The 20,986-nt window shown below is 60.7% G+C and carries 16 protein-coding genes and 1 pseudogene; 7 read left to right on the top strand and 10 right to left on the bottom strand.

All coding sequences use genetic code 11. From position 1 onward, the window contains the following. Positions 1–56: 56 nt before the first annotated feature. The 5 genes from FP2506_RS14725 to FP2506_RS14705 form a co-directional block, all read right to left on the bottom strand. Complete coding sequence (locus FP2506_RS14725) at positions 57–1,826, bottom strand: ABC transporter ATP-binding protein (protein ID WP_007068344.1); 1,770 nt, start codon at positions 1,824–1,826, stop codon at positions 57–59. 124 nt (positions 1,827–1,950) lie between these two features. Further along, entirely contained in the window at positions 1,951–3,252 is a 1,302-nt protein-coding gene (locus FP2506_RS14720) for a DUF6005 family protein (protein ID WP_007068343.1), read from the bottom strand. Positions 3,253–3,261: 9 nt separating this feature from the next. Next, the gene (locus tag FP2506_RS14715) at positions 3,262–4,512 is read right to left on the bottom strand and encodes an AMP-binding protein (RefSeq protein ID WP_007068342.1); all 1,251 of its coding nucleotides are present in this window, start codon (positions 4,510–4,512) and stop codon (positions 3,262–3,264) included. Then, the gene (locus FP2506_RS14710; protein ID WP_007068341.1) at positions 4,509–6,251 is read right to left on the bottom strand and encodes an IucA/IucC family protein; all 1,743 of its coding nucleotides are present in this window, start codon (positions 6,249–6,251) and stop codon (positions 4,509–4,511) included. Before FP2506_RS14710 ends, FP2506_RS14715 begins: the two co-directional genes overlap by 4 nt. Then, positions 6,248–8,164 (bottom strand): IucA/IucC family protein, encoded by a 1,917-nt coding sequence (locus FP2506_RS14705; protein ID WP_148227588.1) that lies wholly within the window; start codon positions 8,162–8,164, stop codon positions 6,248–6,250. Before FP2506_RS14705 ends, FP2506_RS14710 begins: the two co-directional genes overlap by 4 nt. A 221-nt stretch (positions 8,165–8,385) precedes the next feature. Here FP2506_RS14705 and FP2506_RS14700 point away from each other — a divergent pair, with 221 nt between their 5' ends. The 3 genes from FP2506_RS14700 to FP2506_RS14690 all read left to right on the top strand — a co-directional run bounded on the left by FP2506_RS14700 (position 8,386) and on the right by FP2506_RS14690 (position 10,575). Further along, positions 8,386–9,216: a sugar phosphate isomerase/epimerase family protein gene (locus tag FP2506_RS14700; protein WP_187289056.1), complete on the top strand. Its 831-nt coding sequence runs from the start codon at positions 8,386–8,388 to the stop codon at positions 9,214–9,216. Further along, positions 9,213–9,893 carry a lipocalin family protein gene (locus FP2506_RS14695; RefSeq protein WP_081448351.1) on the top strand — a complete coding sequence of 227 codons (681 nt, stop codon included), beginning with the start codon at positions 9,213–9,215 and terminating at the stop codon, positions 9,891–9,893. Before FP2506_RS14700 ends, FP2506_RS14695 begins: the two co-directional genes overlap by 4 nt. Before the next feature lie 175 nt (positions 9,894–10,068). Beyond that, positions 10,069–10,575, top strand: coding sequence for a DUF427 domain-containing protein (locus tag FP2506_RS14690; protein ID WP_007068337.1), 507 nt, complete (start codon positions 10,069–10,071; stop codon positions 10,573–10,575). Between the two features lie 177 nt (positions 10,576–10,752). Here the strand turns inward: FP2506_RS14690 and chrA are convergent, their stop codons facing one another. Both chrA and FP2506_RS14680 read right to left on the bottom strand, forming a co-directional pair. Beyond that, positions 10,753–12,144: a chromate efflux transporter gene (gene chrA, locus FP2506_RS14685; RefSeq protein WP_081448350.1), complete on the bottom strand. Its 1,392-nt coding sequence runs from the start codon at positions 12,142–12,144 to the stop codon at positions 10,753–10,755. After that, positions 12,137–12,964, bottom strand: a complete 828-nt coding sequence (locus FP2506_RS14680; protein WP_040490016.1) for a chromate resistance protein ChrB domain-containing protein — start codon at positions 12,962–12,964, stop codon at positions 12,137–12,139. The genes chrA and FP2506_RS14680 overlap by 8 nt, the downstream gene beginning before the upstream one ends. Before the next feature lie 329 nt (positions 12,965–13,293). Between FP2506_RS14680 and FP2506_RS19080 the strand changes: the two genes are divergently transcribed. The 3 genes from FP2506_RS19080 to FP2506_RS14665 are packed head-to-tail and all read left to right on the top strand — an operon-like array spanning position 13,294 to position 15,232. Next, positions 13,294–13,671 carry a hypothetical protein gene (locus FP2506_RS19080; RefSeq protein ID WP_148227587.1) on the top strand — a complete coding sequence of 126 codons (378 nt, stop codon included), beginning with the start codon at positions 13,294–13,296 and terminating at the stop codon, positions 13,669–13,671. A 55-nt stretch (positions 13,672–13,726) separates the two neighbouring features. Continuing rightward, positions 13,727–14,464, top strand: coding sequence for a HupE/UreJ family protein (locus tag FP2506_RS14670; protein WP_007068331.1), 738 nt, complete (start codon positions 13,727–13,729; stop codon positions 14,462–14,464). 24 nt (positions 14,465–14,488) lie between these two features. Then, positions 14,489–15,232 (top strand): hypothetical protein, encoded by a 744-nt coding sequence (locus FP2506_RS14665; RefSeq protein WP_007068330.1) that lies wholly within the window; start codon positions 14,489–14,491, stop codon positions 15,230–15,232. Positions 15,233–16,841: 1,609 nt separating this feature from the next. Here the strand turns inward: FP2506_RS14665 and FP2506_RS14655 are convergent. Beyond that, positions 16,842–18,368, bottom strand: a complete 1,527-nt coding sequence (locus FP2506_RS14655) for a GAF domain-containing protein (protein ID WP_081448349.1) — start codon at positions 18,366–18,368, stop codon at positions 16,842–16,844. Between the two features lie 187 nt (positions 18,369–18,555). On the opposite strand from FP2506_RS14655, the pseudogene FP2506_RS18495 reads away from it, so the two are divergent. Further along, a pseudogene (locus tag FP2506_RS18495) lies at positions 18,556–18,946 on the top strand (IS21 family transposase); the annotation flags it as partial. Between the two features lie 111 nt (positions 18,947–19,057). Here FP2506_RS18495 and FP2506_RS14645 read toward each other — a convergent pair. Together FP2506_RS14645 and FP2506_RS14640 are read right to left on the bottom strand one after the other, a co-directional pair. Further along, a complete protein-coding gene (locus FP2506_RS14645; protein WP_007068326.1) occupies positions 19,058–19,495 on the bottom strand; it encodes a response regulator in 438 nt (145 codons plus the stop codon). Continuing rightward, complete coding sequence (locus tag FP2506_RS14640) at positions 19,492–20,610, bottom strand: sensor histidine kinase (RefSeq protein ID WP_007068325.1); 1,119 nt, start codon at positions 20,608–20,610, stop codon at positions 19,492–19,494. Before FP2506_RS14640 ends, FP2506_RS14645 begins: the two co-directional genes overlap by 4 nt. Positions 20,611–20,986: the final 376 nt, after the last annotated feature.

The raw sequence follows: 20,986 nt of genomic DNA, 5'->3' as shown, positions 1-20,986 counted from the left end.
GGCGTGCCTGCAGCCGTTCTTCGAAGCCTGACGTCTCGGCGCCGGGACGACCCGTATCAGGCCATGCGGAAACGCTCGTTCCGCGCTTCGAAGATGCGTTCGGGCGAAGGTCCAAGTCCGGATTGGGCCTCGACGAGGCGGGCATAGGCGCCTCCTCTCGTCATGAGTTCGGCGTGAGAGCCGGTTTCGACGATCCGTCCGGCCTCGACGAAACAGATGCGGTCCGCGTGGCGGATGGTCGAGAGCCGGTGGGCGATGACGAGGCTGGTGCGGCCTTTGGAAAGCTCCGCGAGCGCAGCTTGGATCTGGCGTTCGGTCGCCGTGTCGAGCGCCGAGGTGGCCTCGTCGAGAATGAGGATCGCCGGGTCCTTCAAAAACACGCGCGCGATCGACAGGCGCTGCTTCTGGCCGCCCGAGAGCTTCACGCCGCGCTCGCCGACGATGGTGTCGAGGCCGTTCGGGAGCGCTGCAACCGTTTCTGTTAGAGAAGCGCGCCGCATCGCCTCGACGATCTCGTCCTCCGGAGCGTCGAGGCGGCCGTAGGCGATGTTTTCGCGTACCGTGCCGCCGAACAGGAAGACGTCCTGCTGGACGACGCCAACATGGTTTCTGAGCGAAGCGAGCGTCATCTCGCGGATGTCGGTGCCGTCGATCCGGATCGCGCCGCCCGAGACATCGTAGAAGCGCGGAAGGAGGGCGCAGATCGTCGTCTTTCCAGCACCGGACGGGCCGACGAAGGCGATCGTCTCGCCGGGTTTTGCCGCAAAACTCACATCCTTAAGAACGGGCAGGCCGTTGCCATAGGCAAAGCGCACGTGGTCGAACGAAACCGCGCCCTCGACCTTCGAGACCGCAATCGCTCCCGCCCGATCCTCGATTTCCGGTTCGGTGTCGAGGAACTCGCAATAGCGCCGGAAGCCGGCGATCCCCTTCGGATAGGTCTCCAGCACCGCCGCGATCTTTTCGACCGGCCGGAAGAAAACCCCGACGAGGAGCAGAAAGCCGACGAAGCCGCCATTCGTCAGGTCCCCGGCGATGACGAACCAGGTGCCTGCCACCATGACGATCACCTGGGTGAGGCGCATGGAGAAATAGTTGAGCGACTGGGACCAGGACATGATCTTGTAGGCGTCGAGCTTGCGGCGGCGATATTCGGCATTGTTCCGCGAGAACAGCCGACGCTCGTGACGCTCGTTGCCGAAGGCCTGCACGACGCGGATGCCGCCGACATTCTCCTCGATCCGCGCGTTAAAATCGCCGACCGAAGCGTAGATCGCCCGCCAGGTCGCGGTCATGCGCGCGCCATAGCGCGTCGTCAGCCAAGCGCCGACCGGCACGATGACGCCGGTGATCAGCGCCAGTTCCACATGGACGAAGAGCATGAGGACAAAGGCGCCGATAAACGTCATCACGGCGATGAAGAGGTCTTCCGGCCCGTGATGGGCGATCTCGCCGATCTCTTCGAGGTCCTTGGTGAGGCGGCCGACGAGATGGCCGGTCTTGACGTTGTCGAAATATCCGAAGGAGAGCTTCTGGAGATGATCGAAGGCGCGCTTGCGCATTTCGGTTTCGATATTGATGCCGAGCATGTGCCCCCAATAGGTCACGATCGCCATCAACCCGGTGTTGAGGAGATAGATCGCGAGGAGGCCAACGGTCGCGGCGATGATCCACGGCCAGTTTCCGCCCGGCAGGAGGTCGTCGACGAACACCTTCACCGCAATCGGGAAGCCGAGTTCGAGTAGGCCGGCCAGCACAGCGCAGCCGAAATCGAGCATGAACAGCCCCTTGTAGGGCCGGTAATAGGCAAAGAAGCGTCGGAGCATGCAGTAATTTGAACCCATCTCGACGGGCCGGCAAGCGAACCGTTCGGTCTCAAGAGGTTGTAAGCGAGGTTGGCCGGCCTGCGAACGGTTGATCGGGACCGACGCCGCATGACACCCCTCATCGTCAGGCGCTCAGGTTTATCTTCTCACCTGCCTCGTCCGGTGCCAGCATTGTGGCGGATATGCGGATCTCGTGCCGGATGGCCGCCTCGATATCGTGCAACCGGTCGAGAATCTCGCGGATCCTCGTCGCCATCTCCGGCTTCCCTTCCGCGCCGAGCTTCTCCATTTCGAGATGGACCATCCGATAGCCCTGGACGAGACGCTCGATCTTGTCGGCCCAGACGTCGAAGCTCGCCGTATCGCGGCGAAGCGCGCGCCAGAGATAGGCGAAGACGTGCTCATAGGCATATTTGCGGATGATGAGGATCGGCAATTCAGCCACCGCTTCGCCGAGCTCCGAAAGCCGATCTTGTTCGATATGCCGGTCGAGGGTCGAGCGAAGCGCGGCGACGAGCGGCATCCCATCCTTGGCGAGGATCTCTCCCATGAATGACGCGACTTCAGAGGGTGACGGCTCGCGCGAATTCGTATGGTCAATCAGAAACCCGCCCGAGACCGCAGGGCTCTCCATCGCGTTCAGGAGACGGACCTTCGCGATCGGGCCTTCCCAGCGGAAGTCGACGTCCCGCATCAAAATCGTCATGGGGTCTTCGGTCGTCTCGATGAGGACATAGTGAGGAAAGGGATCGCGGTCGAAGGAGTTTTCCCGTTCGGGCAGGCGGTGGAGATCGACCATGGCCATGACGTCGATAGCGGGCATCCGCCTTTCGAGATGGGCAATCAGGTTCATAGGGTCGACGACGGTCGTCACCTTGCCGCCATAGAGCGTCTCGAAACCGATCCGAAAATGGCGATGATCCATGAAACCAGCGTGGTAGCGCAGGCGGTGCAGGTCGTCGACGGCGATCTCGGCATCTGGAATCGCAGCGTAGAACGGCCGCTGGTCGATGGCGCGCTTCTTCAAGCCGTCGCAGAGGCAACTCGCGAAGCAGTGAACCTTGATATCCATCGGCATTTCGCCGTGGACCCCACCCGCGGCGAGCGCCTCGTCGAGGCCGGCTTCGACATCGACCGGCGGCGCGGCGCGCGGCGACAGATCGATCGCGGCGACATCCGCACTTAATTGCAGGATGAGGTCCCCGACCGTGATCAGCCGCGCGCCGTCGAGCGCGGTCTTCGGCACCTCGAAGCCGTGGCCCGTCTCCAGCCGGACGAAGAGCTCCATGAGAACGACCGAATCGATGCCGAGGTCCTCGCGCAGCCGCGCGGCTATGGCAAAACGTTCCATGTTCGGATGGCGGATTTCCTCGGCAAGGACGAGGCGGATCGTGTCGATGAGAGAGGGCGCGGTCACTGTGTCCATGGTGGTCCTCTAGAGATTTTCGGATAGAACACGCGCCCGGACCTCCCGCCGGCTGATCTTGCCGGTGGGTCCTCGCGGGATTTCGGAAACGCGGCGGATTTCGCGCGGGCGCTGGTGGGCAGCGAGCCGCTCGCCGCACCAGGCGGCGAGTTCGGTTTCCTCGACGCTCTTCGCGCCATCGAAGAGGAGGACGACCCGCCCTCCGGCGAGGTGATCGTCGAGACCGAAGACGACGGCGTCGGCCACGCCCGGCATCGTCAGTGCCACATCCTCCACCTCGCGCGGATAGACGTTGAGGCCCGAGACGATGATCGTATCGTCGAGACGGGCATCGAAGTTCAGTGTGCCGTCCGGTGCGAAATGACCGAGATCCTGGGTGTCGACCGTACCTGAGGCGGTCTCGACGAGAATTGGGGCCGGCTTCTCCGGCGTTCCAGCCTCGACCTTAAGGTGCGGCAAGGGGCGCCCCATGGCCTGCGTTTCCCGAAGATCCTGGTTGAGCGCGACGACGCCGGCTTCCGAACAGCCGTATTGCTGGAACAGGAGCCCGGTCCGCGCGCGGATCGTCTCGAACCAGGGCGCGGGCAGGACGGTGCCCGACGTCATCGCCGCGTGGATCGTCTCGCCGGGTTTGAGGAAGCGCGCCGCCACGTGAAGCAGAGCTGGGGCGGCATAGAGGACCGGACGCTCGATCTCGGTGAGCTTGGCCAGCACGTATTTCGGATTGTCCGGCGCGATCACCAGTGGCTCGGCACCCCGCACGAGCCCGGCGAGCAGGCCGCAAATGAGCCCGTAGGAATGGCTGACCGGACAGGCGACAACCGGCGTCAGGTCGCGGGCCGCCGCGAAGAAGTCGGTATAGGATGCGATCTCGGTCTCGATATCCGCGAAGGAGCGAGCGATAATCTTCGCCTCGCCGGTCGTGCCAGAACTCGTCTGGATCAAGCTGTGATCGCCCGCCGGGCGCCGTGTCTTCGGCTCGAGGGTCGTCGCCGGTCCCCTGCCGAACGTTAGGCTTTCGCAGCCGGCGGCCAGCGCCACGCGCCGAGCAGCCGGCTCGGGCGTCGAGGCGTGGAGGGGCATGACGCTGCCGCCTTCCGCCCTGATCAGGAGGAAGGCCGCGATCATCTCTGCCGGATCGGCGAGGCGGAGCGCGTGAGCCCTCGCGAGGTCCGCGCCAAGACGCCCCTCCGTCCTCATCTGCGAGGCGAGCGAGAAGAGTTCGCCGGCATCGAGACGGCGATCGTCGAAGCGAATCATGCGAGGGCTCCCGTGACGGGACGCGCTGCGAGGCAGCGGCTGAGCGGATTGGGCACGCGGAGCGGCTCATCGGGCATCCGGCCGAGTTTGGCCGAGAGCAGCGTATCGGTCACGATCTGCGGCGCGTCGAAACCAAGCTGCGCGAAGCGGGCTTCGAGGCCGAAGCCTCGGACGTGATCGCGGATCGCGCGCGCGACGCGGTCGTAGAACGTCGCTTCGGCAAAGCCGTAGCGACTCTCGAAGAGGAACGAGATTTCGCTCATGGAGAAGATCAGGACCGCATCCATGAACAGCCAGCGCAGATCCTCGACGCTTTCCATCCAGTAGAAGCGGTTCGGCGTAGCGTCGGCGAAGGTCGGATCGATTGCGGCGAAGTCCGGCAGCGGCGGCACGTCGCGCAGGAAGCCAGGCACCCATTCGAGATTGTCGGACAGGTCGCGCAAGGCGATCCGCACCGGCCAGCCGTCACGGTGCACCAGAATGACGTTCTGGCCGTGTGCCTCGGCGGCCACCCCGTGCGCTATCAGGAGATGCGCCAAGGGCAGGAAGACGACCTCGATCAGGCGGTCCGCATAGGCTTCGACGCCGTACCGGTCGATCCATGGCTGCACGAAGTGTTCGCCATCGGCCTCGATCGTCATCAGCGCATTGAGCGGCACCGCAGTCTCGCCCGGTTCGAGCGCCTTGGCCGGATTTTCGCGCCGGATCATGCCCGTATGTTCCGCGCTCTCGCGATGCCGGTCGAGGATCGAGGCGGAGAATTCCCTGAGGATCACGAGCCTTCCGGAGCCGGACAGCCAGTCGTCGGAGAGCACCAGTCGCTCTAGCCAGTCGGAAATCGCTGGCGCGGCGAGCGCCCAGTGAGCGTCGAGGGTTCTGGCGACAGAAGTGTTCACGACGTCGAGCGGGAGCTTGAGATGCGGTGCGTTCCGGCGATCCGCGTTGAAGAGCGTGCGAAGGGACTGGCTCGCCCGATATCGCTCGCCGATCTCGCCGAGGTCGACAATCTCGCCGAGGGCGATGCCGGGTGCGACAAGCTCGCGTAGATTGTGCTCCCACTGCCAGGGGTGGACGGGAAGCAGTCGCCATTGCTTGGCAAGGCGGCCCGCCCGCGCCTCTGCCGCCTTTGCGACTCCTGCTCCGGCGAATTCCGCCCAACTGGACGGCTCGTCCGCGACGTCGCCCGTTTCGGTCATCCGGTTCTTGGCGACGAGGAGCCAGCGAAGGCGGAAATCGGCGCCGGCCTCCGGTCCGAAACATCGGTCGTCTTCCGCGGTAAAGCCGAGACGTCCCCGAAAGGCGGGGTGATAGGGATGGCCCTCGTAGATCGCCGCGTCCAGTTCGTCGAGCGGCAGCGACCGTCGGTTCTCAGGCGCCTGTTCCATGGCAACCGCGAGCCCGGTCGTCGTGCGTGAAAATTCGGCGTGGAGACTTTCGCGACGATCGGGCTCCGGCGAGAGGCTGTCCAGGATGTCGAGGACGGCGTCCGGTCCGGGTAATCGGCCGTCGATCCTGACGCTTGCGGGCACGACCCTTCGACGTCCGAACGCGCCGTCGAACACATCTGCTTCAACGAGATGTCTTCCGACGGAAAAGCGAACTTGGACCGCGCCGTCCTTTCCGCGTCGACCCAAAGCTTCCAACGTCACCAGCCTTTCGTAGAGCGCCGCAGAAACGAGCTGGGCGAGGACGCGCGACGCCGCCCCCTGGGGGCCGGGACGGTCGAGCACGAGCGTCACGAGGCAAGCCTTGCATTGGGTATGCCGATATGTGCGACCGGATTGGCGATCCGCGTGTAGACGCCAGCGCCGTGGCCGGTCGCGAGTTCGTCGATCGCCGCAAGCCGCAAGCCGAGATTGGCCTTCAGCACGAGTTCCGGCGCATCTAGCACGAGTTCGCAGAAGTGCCGGCCGCTGGACTTTGTCTGGGAATGCAGCCCTTCGAGCCGCGCCCGCAGGCGTGCCAAGCCTTGCTCTTCTGCCATCAGCCCGTCCTCGCCGAGGCAGGCGACGACGGCGAAGACCTGATTGACCAAGAGGTAGTAGGACATGCGCCCGACAATCTCGGCCTCGTCGAAGAATAGCCCGTCGATGCCGATCGCCTCCGGAAAATCTGCTGTGATCTCACCGCGCCGCTCCCGCGAAAGATAGAAACCCTGATTGTCCCGGTAGAGTAGCCCCGAGGGCCAGCCGCGATGCGACTTCAGGAGCGCGTTCTGCTGATGGGCTTCGAGGGCGATCCCTGTGCGATCGAAGAAGAAGACGACCGGATCGAGGCTCGCGGCGAGATAGGCCTCGAACCAGGCCGCGGCCGTTCGTGCCAGTTCGGCGTGACCGGCGCCTCCTGCAAGCCGAGCGATCCACCGCTTGAGGAGACTGTCACCACCTCGCGGCGCGCATGCGACGAGCGCGGCGATCATGGTCGGATAGTCGCCGTGGCTGTCTGGTCCGATCGTCTGGCGGTAGATCGTCTCGAAGCCGCTCTCTGAGAAGCCAGGCATGGTCACCGTGATCCAGGCCGGATCGGGCAGGATGGTGAGCGGTTCGCGTGGGCCGGCGCGTCCGGTGAGCGAAAGCCAGGCAGCCATGGCGGCGCCCGCCTTCATCTCCTCGATCCGGTTGCGCCGGACAGAATTGGTGATCTGCACGGGAAGCGAGAATTTGAGCATATGCGAGGCGTGCGGCGCGTAGACCGTGCGCATGGAAGAGGTCGCGTAGAAGCAAGGGCCAGACTCGCCGAGGGGGCGCAACAACCCATCCTCGCCCATAGCCTCGACGGCCGGCGTCAGAAGCAGATGCTGAGCCTGAAGCGGGTGCATCAGGAGAAGAGCCTCGTCGTCGCGCAATCGCTCTCTTGCGAAGGTCTCGCCCGCGATTGCGACCGCCAAGGCGCTCGGCAACGGGCCGTAAGCGGCGCTCTCGCGCACCAGATCTTGCCGTACGGCGAATGCTGCAAGGCGGAAGGAGCGACCGGTCTCGGGCCCGTAGACCTCGCGCTGCCAGCCGGCGATGCCGTCCATGCTCTTCGGGGTCGGATGCAGCCAGTGCCCGCCGAGAACGGACTGCTCGGTCTCGACGAAGGACGGTACGCTCGGATGCGCGACGGCCGGGGTCGTCAGCCGGGCGATATTGAGCGCGACCGCACGCGTGCTGGCGATCACCTGCATGAAGAGCTCGGCGGATTTCAGGGTATCGACCGCTCCTCCGTCGGTTCGCCGGCCGGCCTCGGTGATCATCCATTGGATGGCGGTCAACCGGTCAATCGGCCGAAATCCGAGCCCGTCTTCCGCGACCCCTTGGACGTCGGAGAACCGGTGCGCGCCGCAGAGCGAGCGATAGGCGATACCTGCTCGTACGATCCGGCCGACAGACGGCAACTGCCATTCGATGGCAGATACACCCGTCGGATTTCCGCGTACGATCCGTCCTCCGTCGATCTCCCGGCTGTAGCAGTTGGCGAAAGCACGGAATGCGATCTGTTCGGCTTCGGCCCAGTCGGTCGCTTCGAGGCTGCCTGATCGAGCGCCGCTAGCTTCGGCTTTCGATGGAATCGGACCTACCATCGCTTCGAGCGATGACGATCGAGACAGAGTTTGATTGGACGGCACGTTCGGGACGACCGCCTCGGAAACCCTACCGGACTGAGAAGGCACGTTCGGATCCTCCGGGATCGGATATTGAGCCGCTCGCAACGCCAGCGGCGGGCGTTGCCTAGACCTTCTCGAACGATGGCACAATAAATATGACAAAAAAAATCATGTTATTTGCATTCGGTCACGATATCAGGCAGATGGCCGGCAATTCGGATGCCCGAGGGCGGTCGATGTGCTTTCGGATTTCAAGCAAAGGAGACCCCGTCATGGAGCCCCTGGGCATGGCAACCGTAACCTTGAGCGGAACGCTGCAGCAGAAATTCGAGGCAATGGCGGAGGCGGGATTTTCTCGCGTCGAGTTCTTCGAAGACGATCTCGCAGGCTTAGCCGGAGGACCGGGTGAAGCCGGCCGAATGGCGCGGGTTCTCGATCTTGAGATCGTTATGTTCCAGCCCTTCCGGGAGTTCGAGGCGATGCCGGAGCCGCAAAGGTCGGAAGGCTTTTGCAGGGCGGAGCGCGCCTTCGATGTCATGGGCGAACTGGGTGCGAAAAGATTGCTCGTGTGCTCGAACGTCTCGCCTCTGACCGCGCCTGACCTCGATCGGGCCGCAGCCGACATTCACGAGCTCGCCGAGCGTGCGGCCCGCCGCGGTCTCGTCATCGGATACGAAGCGCTTGCCTGGGGCAGCCATGTCTTCGATCATAGAAGCGCATGGGAGGTCGTGCGCCGGGCTAACCATCCGGGCGTGGGCATCGTGCTGGACAGCTTTCATACCCTGGCCCGCCAGATCCCTATTGACTCGCTCAGGTCTATTCCGGGTGACAAGATAGCCTTCGTCCAGATCGCCGACGCGCCACGACTGAACATCGACTATCTCAAGTGGAGTCGACATTCCCGGAGTCTTCCCGGTGAAGGCGATTTCGCTCTTGCCTCATTTGTCGAGGCGGTTCTCGCGACGGGCTACTCCGGATCGTTCTCTCTCGAGATTTTCAGCGATGTTCTCAAGACAAAGCACCCGAACGTCGTCGCGACCGATGGCTACCAAGCGCTTGCCGCTCTTTTATCTACAGCGAGACAAGCGAGGGACACGACCTGGCGTAGCGTCGCCTGACGTTACAGTCCGTCGACTCCCGCGACGACGGGACTTTCACGATCGAAGTCCAAACGCCCGATTTCTCCCTGTCGCTCGCTTTCGACCCGACGCAGGGCGTGTTCGCACAGGGCGAGAACGGCTACAGCCGGAAAGGACCGGAAACCGGAGACGCGAGCATATACTATTCGCTACCACATCTTGGCATTTCCGGAACGCTTGGTCGGGACGGTGTCGAAACGGGGGTGACCGGCAAAGCCTGGCTCGACCGCGAATGGTCCTCCAATTTACTCACCCCCGGCGCGGTCGGCTGGGACTGGACTGGGCTCAATTTCGATGATGGCGGTGCGCTCGTCGCCTTCCGCATTCGGGGGGCGAATGGCGAAACGGTCTGGGCGGGTGGCTCCTACCGCGGTCCAGACGGTGAGATCACCCGGTTCAAGCCAGACCAGGTTTCGTTTGAAACCGTGCGGAGTTGGACGTCTCCGCAGACCGATGCCGTCTATCCGGTCGAACAAGTGCTGACCGTCGATCTGCCGTCCGGCGAAGTAAGCTTTCCTCTGAAACCGATGTTCGAGGATCAGGAGCTCGACGGGCGCACTAGTGGGATGCCGGTCTATTGGGAAGGAGCGATCGAAACCACCGGAGGCCGCGGCTATCTGGAACTGACGGGATATGCGGGCGATCTCGATATGTGATCTCTTGTCTTGCCGTCGGCCTCCGATTTGCTGCTATCCCAGCGAGTAACGAACCGTCCGCCCATGGCTTTCCCGAATAGAATTACGAGGGTCGGCGTGACACTCGCCGTCATTCGCTCCGCAGGAATATCTCTCGTATATCCCTAGAAACGAACGGTACGAACGAAGCAAAATCATGAGACGCCTATTCACACCTACGCGTGATCCGATCGCTCCCGGCCAGGAGAGCGTCTGGGATTTCCCGCGTCCGGCCCGGATCGAACCAATCTCCTCTCGCCTGAAAGTCGAGTTTGCCGGCCGCATCGTCGCGGAGACGTTGAACGGCTACCGGGCGATCGAGACGAGCCATCCACCGTCATATTACTTCCCGCCTTCGGACGTCGACCGCAGCCTTCTCAAATCGGCCTCCAAACGAACGCTTTGCGAATGGAAAGGCGGCGCCGCATATTTCGATCTCGTCGCGGGATCGCAATTCTCAAAGGATGCGGCGTGGTCCTATCCTGAGCCAGTGACGGATTTTGCGCCGATCGCCGGCTACTTCGCCTTCTATCCGGCACGCGTTGACGCCTGCTTCGTTGACGGCGAGCGAGTCGTCCCGCAGGAAGGCGAGTTCTATGGGGGATGGATCACCTCGACGGTCGCTGGTCCGTTCAAAGGGTCGCCAGGAACAGCTGGCTGGTAGCTGCGACCGCTCCCGGCTCAGTCCTTCCAAAATTCGACGGTCGGCATGGCGCCCATTGCGGTCATTGAAATAAGAATTGCATAGTCTCGAAAGCTGTCGCTCTGAATGAGCGCTGTTCGATCTTGTGATCCACATCGACCTTCGCGGTTGCGGATCTTATGGTTCGGAGCGACCATCTCAAACAAGCTGCCAAAGCGCTCCCAAACCCGCCGCCCCGAAAAGGGTTGGAACGACGCCGACACGCCACTGAAAGAGGGCGAGTAGCGAGATTGCGAAAAGAACAAGCGCTGCCGGGTCGAGGGTCGTGATCTGCGGGATGTCAAGAGAAAGCGGTCCTGCTTGCACCTCATCGACCTCGGCGAAGAGCACGTGGAGACCGAACCAGACAGCGAGGTTGAGGATTGCCGCCGTGATTGCGGAAAGCGCTCCCAGGAGGGCTCGGTTTCCTCGTAGCCTTTCGATGAATGGCGCTCCAAGGAAGATCCAGAGAAAGCAGGGCACGAAGGTGACCCAGGTCGTGAGCAGGCCGCCAAGGGTCCCTGCTATGTAGGGGTTGAGACTGCCGGGCACGCGAAACGCCGCAAGGAACCCAACGAACTGAGTGACCATGATCAACGGTCCGGGCGTCGTCTCGGCCAGCCCGAGACCATTCAGCATTTCGCCCGGCTCCAGCCATCGATAATGCTCGACGGCCTGCTGAGCGACATAGGCGAGGACGGCATAGGCTCCGCCGAAGGTGACCACGGCCATCTTGCTGAAGAACACAGCGATATCGGCGAAGACATCGCCGGTTCCGAAAGTGAGAAGAAGACCCATGACAGGAACCAGCCATAGGGCAAGAAGGACTGCCGAAAGACGCAGCGCCCATCCAAGGTTTGGTCGGGCATGTTCAGGCACACCTTCTCCGAGCGCAGAATCCGCGTCTGCAAGGACAAAGCCAGTAGCGGGGCCATGGCTGCCACCTCCTGAGAAGGCCGCCGAACCCGAACGGGCGCCGAGATAACCGAAGATGCTGGCAGCGAGGATGATCAGTGGGAACGGGACGTTGAAGAGAAAGATCGCAGCGAACGCGGCAGCAGAGATGGCGACCATGACCCGGTTGCGCAGAGCCCGTCTCCCGATTCGATTTATCGCCTCGAGTACAATCGCGAGGACGGCGGCCTTCAGGCCGAAGAAGAGGCCCGTGACGAGGCCGACATCGCCGAAGGCGACGTAGACCCAACTTAGGATCATGATCGTGACAAGGCCGGGAAGGACGAAAAGTGCGCCGGCGACAATGCCCCCGCGGGTTCTGTGCAGCAGCCACCCGACATAGGTCGCGAGCTGCTGAGCCTCCGGCCCGGGGAGCAGCATGCAGTAGTTCAACGCATGAAGGAAACGCTCCTCGCCGATCCAGCGCTTTTCTTCGACGAGGATGCGGTGCATGAGGGCGATCTGCCCGGCCGGTCCTCCGAAAGAAAGGCAGGCGATCTTTGCCCACACCCGCACCGCCTCACTGAAAGCGATGCCATGGTCACGAGAATAGCTCGGATGGACAGCAGTAGGGCGACATGTGGCAGGGTCATCCATCTCGAGCTCCAACCTTTCGACTGGGCCAACTGTGCGTCTCGTCTGTCGCGTCCTGGCACCAGCGATAGAATGCGTCGTAAAGGAGGAGTCCCGCTTCCAGCTGTTCCAGATCGTCCGAGAACATACGCGATAGACCGAGGGAAGCTGCTAGAAGACCGGCTGCCTCTGGCGCGAGGTCCAGCCGCGCAGTATCGGCACCCCGGACCAAGGTGGCGAGGCGCAGCATCGCCGGCGAGCCGAGACCAAGTTCCTCCACCATCGTGTCGAACGTGCAGCGCTCGCCGCGATGGCTCCAGAAGACACCCTCGACGTCGAGGGGCGCGGCTCCGAAGCGCTCGCCTACCGCCTCAATCTCGGAAGGCTGAACGAACAGGAAGACGGCAAATGGATCAATGAACCGGCGGATCAGCCAGGGACAGGCGATCCGATCGACCTTTGGCCGGGCCCTGGACACCCAGATTGTGCGCCCCTCGTTGTCCCGTTTCGGCAACTTTGCCTCCGGGACCAGCGGCAAGCCTGTAGTCATCCATGCCACGTAGCCGCCTTCCAGGACCTCGGCTGTCACGCCTTCGTAGCGAAGCCATGCTGCAACGCCATGGCTGAGCTTTGCGCCCTTGTGGCAAACTACGACGACTTTTCGGTCAATCAGATCTGCAGCCCAGCTCGACACCTCGGCATAACGTCGTCGCAGGCTACCCGGGATGATGCGTGGATCTTTAGAGAAGTCCTCCTCGGTGCGCACATCGACGATGAGCGGACAATTGGGCGTCCCCACGAGACGAGCGAGTTTGTCGTGCGTGATGGTGATCGAAGAGGGCATGCCGCGTCCGTCCATGAGAATGGATGAAAAGGACGCGATACTTCAGCCGGAGCCTCGTGGGGAGATCGCTTTCCCCATCCGCCGACTACAGATGCAGAACGGGCCAATGTCAACATCGATCCGCGGAAGACCTTGGCCCCGCTGCCGTCACCCGCCATCGGTCAAAGGGGCATGTCAACCAGTTTCCCTCAACCGCAAGGAGACGGATGGCGGATGCACTTTACGATGCTGTCAGATCGTAGCCGTCTTGCTTGTGCCATCGTCATCGTTCACAAGCTCTGCACCGCAGAAGTCGATCATAGTCGACGAATTCGACGGTGCGAGGGGTGATGCGTTTCGGAACGACGACATGGCTGGCGAGACTGGTGAGCACGCTCCTGCTCGCTATTGCCATCCTGTGCGCGCCAGTCGGTTCATCGGCGTTCCACGAAGCCGCCGCGATCGGACATGCTGACCTCGCGGAGGAGCACCATGGTCACTCGCACGACTTCGACGAGCCGGACCACGACATTGCCGCCGCCGATTTCGAAGACCATCATAAGCATAATCCGGCCGATCACAGCCACGACAATGCCGGTGACCTTCCGCGTTTTGAGGCTTCGACGCTCCGCCTGAAGCGGATGGCGTTCGTCGTTCGAGACGAAGCGGGAGCCACTGGTGTGACATTCGGGCTGGAGCGCCCGCCGAGACCGTCCGACATCGCCTGACCGCTGCCGCCGGGAATGGCGGCCGACCAGTATTCGGACAATCGGAAAATCAAACATGCACGACCCTTCATCGAGGGGCCGATCCCACGCGCGATCCGCGCCGTGGCCGGCGCTCTCGACGGCTCTCCTCGCGCTTATCCTGGCGCTCGCCTGGAGCCATCAGGCCCTTGCCCATGCAGTCACGGCGGGCGATCAGGGCTACATCCAGGAAATCTCCGGGGTGAACCTCATCCCGTTCGTCTATCTCGGCGCCAAGCACATGGTGACGGGCTACGACCACATCCTGTTCCTGCTCGGTGTGATCTTCTTCTTCTACCAGATGAAGCACATCGGCATCTACGTGACCCTGTTCGCCATCGGGCATTCGACGACGATGCTACTCGGCGTCTACTTCAACGTCGGGATCAACAGCTACATCATCGACGCGATCATCGGTCTGTCGGTGGTCTACAAGGCTCTCGACAACCTCGGGGCCTATCAGCGCTGGTTCGGTTTCCAGCCGAATACAAAGGCCGCTACCCTGATCTTCGGCTTCTTCCATGGCTTCGGCCTGTCGACGAAGATCCTCGAATACAACATCGCGCCGGACGGCCTCGTGCCGAACCTCCTCGCATTCAATGTCGGCGTCGAAATCGGCCAGCTTCTCGCGCTGTCTGCGATCCTCATCGTTATGGGCTTCTGGCGTCGCTCTCCAAGCTTCGTCCGCCACGCCTACACGGCGAACGTCGCCATGATGTGCGCCGGCTTCGTCCTCATCGGCTACCAGCTGACCGGCCTCGCCGTCTCTTCCTGACACCTGAACTTAAAGGACTACAAGATGTACAACACCGATATGCCTTCTCGCGCCGAGCTACCTACGAGCAAGCAGCTTCTGCGCTCCACTGCCATCGCGGCCGTCGCGGCCGTCGGCATCCTCGTCACGATCGTGATGCCTTCAGAATATGGTATCGATCCGACCGGCGTCGGCTCGGCCCTGAACCTTACCGAAATGGGCGAGATCAAGACCCAGCTTGCCGAGGAGGCCGCTGCCGATGCTGCGCTTGCCGCTTCCGGACAGGCGCCGACGCCCGCAGCCGTCGAGGCTGAGCCGGTGCAGTCGACGGGCGCCGTGCCGAGCGTCGTCGCTCCGCCGGCACCGCCTGCACCTCCGGCTCCCCCGGCACCCGAACGCCAGTCGAGCATCCTGGGTACCATCGGCGGCACAATCGGCGCGCTCATCGTCACCCCCGCGGCGGCGCAGGAACTGCGCCAGGACGAGATGACGATCACACTCGATCCCGGCGAAGGGGCGGAGATCAAGCTGACGATGAAGAAGGGCGACGTGGCGGCCTATGCCTGGGCGGCGTCCGAAGGATCGACGGTCAATGTCGACGTGCACGGCGACGGTGGCGGCCAGAGCATCTCCTACGAGAAGGTGCGCGGCGTATCCTCAGACGACGGCCAGATCACAGCGGCTTTCGACGGGAACCACGGCTGGTTCTGGCGCAATCGCGGAAGCGAGCCGATCTCGCTGACTGTCCGTACGAACGGCACCTATTCGGCGATAGACCGGCTCATTTAAATTTCGTCGAGGCAAGCAGCATGAGAGTACAGAACCAAGGTGTCGTATGGGTTTGGACTTGGGAAGGCAAAACGGTTTCTCTCGGCGTTGAGCGCCGGGGGCATGGACCGACCCTTCTCACGCTGCCTGCACTCGGCGCTTCTTCCTAACGTTAAGACGTTCGGCCCCTGGCGAGCGCCTTCAACGATCATTGATAATCATCGAGATTGGCTGGCCGGCTTCCGAGAATGACCCGCCGCCAATTTAACCCATCCTGCCATTTGGTGCCGCCATCGACGAGGCATGTTGCGCGACGCTGTGCGCGATCACCGCCTAAGCAAACCGGAATGGATAGAGCCGCCGCTCAGAAGACAGGCGACCAATCGGAAAGAGATAGCCCGCTAGCAGCGGTGGGTGTTGCTAGAACAGCGATGACGGTAAGTCCGATCAGGCGAGTATATCAAACCACAGCACGTCTCCCTGAACGTCTTTGGCCATTCTCGGGAAAGCAGTTATGCACGGGTCTCTCAGAACCTCGCAATGAGCGCGAGGGTTCGGAAGATCGAGTCGACCCAAGGGTTCAGTGAAAACACCAGTTGGACAAAGGTGTATGACAGCGCCACGAGTACTGGAATAGCGAGCCAAAAAGCGACCTCGCGCCAAAGCATTCTCTGAGCCTTTCGAGCAGTTTGATGATAGCTAAGTAGCCCTGACTATGGGGCTAAAGAGATTTCCGAACTGTAAATTGATCGCGTTGACGGATGCGGCGCACGACCGAAATGGAGCCCGTTGGCGCGGGGACCTCACGTATGCCGGGTTGTCGCTTCAAACGTTATTCGTCCTTCTGCTCGATCTTTGGCGTCAACGGGAAGTGCACCGCCCAGTAATAGGGTACTGCAGCGATGACGCCTCGTCTTGTTCAGCCTACAGCCACTCTCGTTCTGCTGCTGCATTCGGCGATAGCCATCTCGTTCGAGGCTCTGCCAGCCAAATCCGTCTCGAAACCTGGTCTCTATCCGGTTGACGATCCACCGAATGCTTTCGTCGGACGAAAGTATAGCATCTTTCGCTGCCGGTTCACGTCATAGCCCAAACGGCGACGGCGACGGCGCCAATAGTGGCTAAGGTGAGGCTGGGACCGTTCGAACTCAAACGCAATTTCTGGCCAGGGTGCATCATTGCCCCACTCGGTATGACTTAGTGGTCGAATTGCCAGAAAGTTGGCTCTTCTGGGGGACGACGCTTCGAGATTAGTACGGTCTGGAAGCAGTTTGTATGTCTCCGAAAGAAAGTGAAACGCATATCGCGCCGAAACGATTTACCGAATAGCTAGCCGATCATGATTTACGATGACGAACTGGATACTGAATATTCGCCGCTCGGGGGACGATTTGCCAGGGATGGTGTTACCTTGAAGGTCCCATCTTTCGTCATGACGCTAAGATGAACTGGATGCCACCCATCAGCGAAAGGCATGTGCGCCAAGCGATTCCGCGTCCGCAGCCTACAGTTTTTGCGTGTGCCAACAGTGAATGGCGAAAATCCACAGACCGCCGAGGTCGTCAGAAATTCTACCTATACTTGCAGACATTGTTCCATACTGCATCCGATGGTCTATAGAGTGTGCCGATCAACATTCGACGAGTTCATCTTGGTAAAACTCAACTCGATCTCGCGGTATCCGCACGACCATCCGGAAGCTGGTTTCGTCGAGCTTGCGCTCGAAACTTCCGCCCAACTGCCCCTCAACCATTGCTTGCAGAAGTTTTGTTCCGAACCCAGTGCGTCCTCCCACTGGCGGCGGCAAGCGCATAGGGACCGAACGTGCTTCGTGCCATTCTAAGACAATATGGTTCCGCGAATCATCTCTCGCAGCTTTGATTGTTATGCGATTGTCCTCGCATGCTCCTCCATGTTTCAGCGCATTCGTGGCAAGTTCGTTCAGAATGAGCGCGAGAGGCATTACGCAGTCGCTTTGGATATCCATTTGAAGTGCTTTAATAGGAACCGTTTCACACTGCGGAAGAATACTGATGGCGTCATGGATCAATGCCGCGAGGGCTATTCCCTTGCTTGGCGCCTCAACGGCCATTCGGTTCGCGCGGCCCACGGCCACGAGGCGTCCCAGAAAGACTTCGTCCAGTTCGTCTTTGGTTGCCGCTTTCCGAGAGCAACTGCGATAGATCGAGGCCAGCACCGTAAGACTGTTGCCAACCCGGTGGCTCATTTCACGCCGCAGGGTCTCCCGGTATTCAGCAACCTCTTTGCGTCGGATTGCGACACCGATCTGTTTGCCCACCGTCTGCAGCATCCGCAATACTTCTTCGTCTAATCGCGCCTTCGATGTCCCGAAGAACTCCAGCACACCCTGGATCTTCCCTCCAATACGCACCGGTAAAGCTGTGGCGCGGCTAAATCCCACCTCCGCAAAAATCTCTCGGCGAACAAACTGGCACGAATTGGCAAGATCATTTAGCGCCTGCAGCTCACCTGACTGCCAGGCTCGTCCCGGAAGTCCTTCGCCGATAGAAAAGCGAAGAGAGTTTGTCGCGTCTACGACCGGCTGGAAGCGCGGGTCTGAAAGGTGCCAGATGCCGGTTGGATGCAAGCGGCTTAGAATACCACGGCCCCGGACAACCAGAAAGTGTCCAGCCTCCATGCCCGAAACCGTGCACACTTTATCGAGGCAAAACTGTGTGAACTCCTCAAGCGAGACGTCCTCCAACAACATCTGCGCGACTGCCAAAAGCGCTTCGCCCTCACGTGCGCGAAGTTCATGAGCACGCAACGCTGCTTCTTCTGCAGCCATGCTTCTGATGAACGCGTAAAAGCTTTGCGTGCCGTCCGCATTGTCCATTGGGAAGATTGACAGTTCGATTGGGAATTCACTTCTATCTCGACGCAAAGCCGTGATTTTGACCTTCTGTTCGAGAACCGGTCCTTCACCCGTACGATTGTAGTGATCCAATCCCCGCGCATGACGATCGCGGTGCTGTGGAGGCACGATGAGTTCACCCATCGAAGCTTTCAACGCCTCAGATTGAGACCAGCCGAACATTTCTTCGGCCGCCTTGTTCCATGCGATCACCCGTCCTGCGTCGTCCATTCCAACGACAGCATCGAGAGCACGGTCAAACAGAGACCCCAAATGCTCCACTGCATTCCTCCAGTATTGCGCTACGAACGCGTATCGTCATCGGGGGGACAAGTCGAGGCGCGAGAGGTCGGTCGGCTGCGAGGAGGAAGCCGCGGGCGGGTTACGTCGCGAGCTTGGAAGATGCAGGACTACAGCGGCTCGATAATGTTCCTTTGAATGCTTTCTAGCGACATCCGGAACTGAAGCCTTTGCGCCACGAGGAACTGACCCCCGTCTGATTTTGCTGTTTCGGGCGGTTGAAGCGGCGCAGCGGTATTTTGCAGAAGACCGCTGCGCCGCTTTCGAAGCCTTGGTCGGCTCGCCGCGCGAGATCCTCTACGACCGGATGAAGACGGCGGTGATCGGCGAGGCCGAGAGCGGCGAGATTGTCTACAACCGAGCCATTGTCGATCTCGCACGGCACTACGACTTTCATCCCATAGCCTGCCGGCCCTACCGGGGCTCAAACCAAGGGCAAGGTCGAGCGGCCGTTCCACTATATCCAGGAAGACTTTATTCCGGCGCGTTCCTTCCGCAATCTCGACGATCTGAATCGGCAGCTGGCTCATTTGCTTCAAAGGGTCGCCAACGCCCGCCGAAAAACGTATGGCATCCCTCTCGCGTGCAGTTCTGCTAACCTTAGCATAAGCGATGCATATTTGTATCCGACGTACCGGTCTGGCCTCTCCCCCTGACAACTAAAATTGTCCCTAACAAAGAGGCCTGCGCTGCGCGGACTTGTTGGGTACGGTTTCGCGATGCGGCTTGCTGAGGTGTTCTCCTTCGGAAGGTTCGGCAAGTAACTGACTGAGAAGAGCTGCCAACTGTGGTTCGAGATACGGTTTTTGTAGAATCGGGACGGTCTTATAATCGTCCTTCATCCCCTTCTGCCCGTAACCTGTCGCGAAGAGGAATGGCGTCCCATTTTGAAGCAACAAATCAGCGACGGGATAACTCAATGGACCGCCAAGATTGACGTCGAGAACCGCCAAGTCGAATTTTTGAGTTTGAGCGTAAGTCAGCGCTTGGTCGAGATGCATCGCCACGACAACCTCGCAGCCTAAGTCCATCAGCATATCCTCGGCCATCATGGCAACGAGGCTTTCATCCTCGACGAGAAGAACTCGACGGTTTTGCAGCAGGTTCATAGGGCAACGGCCTCCTGCACGAAGGCTTGCCCCTCCCAAGGAGGTGAAGTTAGCGGGACGCGAAGTTCGCAGAGAACGCCAGTTGGCAGGTATCGCGTTTCTGCGCTGCCCTTGAATTCCATAGGCAGCTGTCGCTCGATAAGCCGCGATCCAAATCCCTTATGAGTCGGCGGCGTGACGGGAGGACCCTTTCGTTCCTCCCACGTAAGATGAAGTTGCCCACGTCCGTCGATAAACTCACTCAACTCCCATGTTACTGCGACTTCGCCCTCATGGACCGACAAGGCTCCATACTTCGCGGCGTTTGTCATCAGTTCATGCAGCGCCATCGCCAGAGTTACCGCAAGTTTCGGCTGCAGCCGCAGATCTGGACCGCTTATCTGGACACGTTCAACGTCTGCTTCTGCCGAGCGGTGAGGTGCCAACGCACCTTCGATAACGCCGCGCAGGTCAGCACCTTCCCAATTATCTTCGACAAGCACGTTGTGAGCATTGGAGAGGGCGGCTATGCGGGCATTGAAGGTCTCGCGGATGAGCTGATCCGTTCGCTCGCGGAACGTATGCGCCGCTATAGATTGCACCGAAACTAAGGTGTTTTTTACTCGATGATTCAGTTCGTTTATTAGCAGGCGCTGACGCTCAGCAGCCGCCTTCTCTTCACTGATATCGCGAACCTCAATGATCGTGCCAATGATGTTCGCATTGTCATCGTGGATTGGGCTCGCCGTAAAGCCTACGGGATAAAAATGACCGTCTCTATGGACGAAGACCTCCTCACCGCGCTCCTGATTGTTTTCTGGAAAAGCGCGATCGATTGCACATTCGTGAAGCGGAAATGGCCGGCCATCCGGATAAGTATGGTGGACAATATCGTGCAGCGGGCAGTCGCGTGCTAGCACCTCAGCGAGCTTCCAGCCTGTAAGTTCCTCGGCCGCTCTGTTCATGTAGATGCAGTGCTGACGATCGTCCATCAGGAAGATGGCAACCGACGCGTTGTTGAGCACAGCGTTGAGGCGGCGCTCAGTCTCAAACAGCTGTGCTCCATCACGCCGAATGCTTGGCAGCCGTTTGCTCGCAGCGGAAGTGGATTGCAGCGGCGGCTGCGTGTTCGTCATCTATGAAACCTCTTACACAAGGGGGCTGGCGCAGCGAACAAGCTCTGAACAACGCGGCAAGCGTGCAGGGATCAAAGCCGCTTCGCGACATCGAAGACCTACTCAGCGCTTGTCAACAAGCGTGGAATATGATCGTTCCCGCATAAAGTTAAAGTCGTCAGCTGACTGGCTGATCGGGAGGGCAAAGCCGATTGCCATGACTGCTAGCTTAAAAACCGTCATGGTAAACCAGCGTTCGACGAGCATGTTTGGGAAGTGACGGGATCAGCATAGCTGTTGATCTCGATCGCCAGCGCATTGGTAATGCTGGCTCGAGGTGTTCCATTTTTACGTATTCGATCGACTGAATCGGCGGAAGATCTTGCTAGCAAAGGAG

The organism is Fulvimarina pelagi HTCC2506 (assembly GCF_000153705.1).
GTDB lineage: Bacteria > Pseudomonadota > Alphaproteobacteria > Rhizobiales > Rhizobiaceae > Fulvimarina > Fulvimarina pelagi.
Note: the sequence above shows the minus strand (reverse complement) of the source record. Positions and strands in the feature narration are given on the sequence as shown.

Bases quoted from the DNA above. Each gene is read 5' to 3' on its own strand.
- FP2506_RS19080 (WP_148227587.1), top strand. From the start codon at position 13,294: ATGCGTTTCGGAACGACGACATGGCTGGCGAGACTGGTGAGCACGCTC.
- FP2506_RS14700 (WP_187289056.1), top strand. From the start codon at position 8,386: ATGGCAACCGTAACCTTGAGCGGAACGCTGCAGCAGAAATTCGAGGCA.
- FP2506_RS14645 (WP_007068326.1), bottom strand. From the start codon at position 19,495: ATGAACCTGCTGCAAAACCGTCGAGTTCTTCTCGTCGAGGATGAAAGC.
- FP2506_RS14690 (WP_007068337.1), top strand. From the start codon at position 10,069: ATGAGACGCCTATTCACACCTACGCGTGATCCGATCGCTCCCGGCCAG.
- chrA (WP_081448350.1), bottom strand. From the start codon at position 12,144: ATGGATGACCCTGCCACATGTCGCCCTACTGCTGTCCATCCGAGCTAT.
- FP2506_RS14640 (WP_007068325.1), bottom strand. From the start codon at position 20,610: ATGACGAACACGCAGCCGCCGCTGCAATCCACTTCCGCTGCGAGCAAA.
- FP2506_RS14725 (WP_007068344.1), bottom strand. From the start codon at position 1,826: ATGCTCCGACGCTTCTTTGCCTATTACCGGCCCTACAAGGGGCTGTTC.
- FP2506_RS14680 (WP_040490016.1), bottom strand. From the start codon at position 12,964: ATGCCCTCTTCGATCACCATCACGCACGACAAACTCGCTCGTCTCGTG.
- FP2506_RS14715 (WP_007068342.1), bottom strand. From the start codon at position 4,512: ATGATTCGCTTCGACGATCGCCGTCTCGATGCCGGCGAACTCTTCTCG.
- FP2506_RS14670 (WP_007068331.1), top strand. From the start codon at position 13,727: ATGCACGACCCTTCATCGAGGGGCCGATCCCACGCGCGATCCGCGCCG.
- FP2506_RS14665 (WP_007068330.1), top strand. From the start codon at position 14,489: ATGTACAACACCGATATGCCTTCTCGCGCCGAGCTACCTACGAGCAAG.
- FP2506_RS14720 (WP_007068343.1), bottom strand. From the start codon at position 3,252: ATGGACACAGTGACCGCGCCCTCTCTCATCGACACGATCCGCCTCGTC.